The following is a 2,171-nucleotide window of genomic DNA, read 5'->3' as shown; positions in this document are numbered from 1 at the left end:
CCTCTATAGCGATGGTATATTTTTTTATTTGGAAGTCCCTTATTTGTTGCTGCTGAAAAAAGTGAATTCTATTCGCTCTCAGTAAGTGTACTTACAGTATTGCTGTCAAATTTACCCCTGCTATATAAGGATATGTGAATTATATAGTAAGTAATGATTTGCTATTGCTATAAAAGAAGGTAATGTAAATGTTAATCACCAATTAAAGTGTTTGCACAAGCTAAACTGATTTGGTGACTTTTGCGGGAAGGCAAGGAGGTTTGAGAAATGCCTTCTTCAAAAGCCAACCCCTATCGACAGCAGTTCAGAAAGCAAAAAAGTGTCAGCCGAAGAGCCATCGACAGACGAACTCCCAACCATAGAATTTCCCTCACGAGGAAAACTCAAAGCCAGTTCCTGGCGCATCCATCAAAAAATTGGCTATGGGTACTTTGTAGCTATCGGAATTGGCTTTTTTGGCTCACTGACTGGGTTAGTGATCGCCAATTACTACCGAGGAAGGGAAGTTAGGCAATTTAATCAAGCCTATGAACAAGGGCAACTACTGAGTAATTATAAAGATGCAGTAGTCGGAGCGCAATTACATAGCTCTAACCTAGTTGCTGTATTGGAAAATTCACAACAGCTACAAACCAAAAAAGCCGATTTTCTGAAAAATGTTGAAAAAGCCAAGCAATTAGAGTCAAAAATTGGCGGATTTATCGACAGTAAACCTAAAAGACTAGCCGCAACAAGTTCGACTTTACAGACATTATTGCAGGATTACAAGACAAATTTAAAAGCTTACGTTGAGCAAATCGAGGTCGTCTTAAAGAAAATTGACTCCCAAAAAGTGCAGTCTCAGCAGATTTCTTCTGCCCGATCGCAGTTATTGGCAATTATGCGTGGTGAAACAGCCATGCAGTTAGATCAGCTTTCTCAAAGCTTGACTAACATCCTGCAAACTGCCCAAGAACAAGAGCAAGAAAAGCAAAAAGCCGTAGAGCAGGCAAAAATAATTGAGCGATTAATCGTGATTGTGAGTATGCTGGTTTCGGTGGCGATCGCAGCCATTGTAGCTTGGCGTACCAGTCGAGCGATCGCTGAACCAGTTATCACTGTCACCCAAGTAGCGGAGCAAGTTGCAAGAAAACATAATTTCGATTTGCGAGCGCCTGTCACCACTGAAGATGAAATTGGCCTACTCGCCAAATCTTTAAATCGTCTAATTGAGCGAGTATCTGAGCGAACAAAAGAACTACAACAAGCTAAAGAATTAGCCGAAGCTGCTAGCAAGGCAAAAAGTATATTTTTGGCCAATGTTAGCCACGAATTACGCACACCATTAAATGCTGTCATTGGCTTGAGCCAACTTTTAGAAGACGACGCTACCGATCTTGGTTTATCGGCAGACTTTATCACAGATTTAGAAACAATTAACGCTGCTGGTAAACATCTGCTGCACTTGATTAACGAAATCCTCGACTTGTCAAAAATTGAAGCCGGGAAAATGACCCTCTATCCAGAGACATTCGAGATTGCGACGCTGATTCATAATGTTGTCCTCACAGTCAAGCCAGCTATAGAAAAAAATGCCAATGTTTTAGAAGTGCATTTTGATGAACAACTTGACATGATGTACGCCGATCAAACTAGGATGCGGCAGGTGTTGTTAAACTTACTAAGCAACGCCAGTAAGTTTACTACAAACGGCAAAGTGACGCTGACAGTCAAAAGAGAAAAGAATGAATTCCGACCGGAGGCTCCTTTGGGGATGATTACTTTCACTGTTACTGACACAGGCATAGGTATGTCTCAAGGTCAACAGCAGCAGTTATTTAAACCTTTTACACAAGGAGATACCTCGACTACGAAAAAGTATGGAGGTACGGGACTGGGGTTAGCAATTAGCCGCCACTTTTGCCAAATGATGGGTGGTGAGATTATTGTCAAAAGTCAGCCGGGAGTTGGTTCTACTTTCACTATTCGTTTGCCAATGACTATACAGGATTGAATAGGGCATAGGGAATTGGGAATTGGGCAAAACAGTGCTTAGTTAGGAGTTAAGAGTTATTCTCCCCTCTGTCCCACTCCCCACTCAGCACTCGGAACTCAGCACTCTTGAGGGGCATTGAGAAGAGGTAGAGAGGCAGAAAGCTAGGAGCAGAGAAGAAAGAGCTAATTTTTTATTC

At 41.8% G+C, this 2,171-nt stretch carries 1 protein-coding gene; it reads left to right on the top strand.

Features of this window, described 5'->3' with window-relative positions:
• Positions 1–319 precede the first annotated feature (319 nt).
• The gene (locus ACFE90_RS37845; RefSeq protein WP_375507356.1) at positions 320–1,993 is read left to right on the top strand and encodes an ATP-binding protein; all 1,674 of its coding nucleotides are present in this window, start codon (positions 320–322) and stop codon (positions 1,991–1,993) included.
• The last annotated feature ends 178 nt before the right edge of the window (positions 1,994–2,171 follow it).

Source organism: uncultured Nostoc sp. (genome assembly GCF_964245445.1).
Lineage (GTDB): Bacteria > Cyanobacteriota > Cyanobacteriia > Cyanobacteriales > Nostocaceae > Nostoc.
Note: the sequence above shows the minus strand (reverse complement) of the source record. Positions and strands in the feature narration are given on the sequence as shown.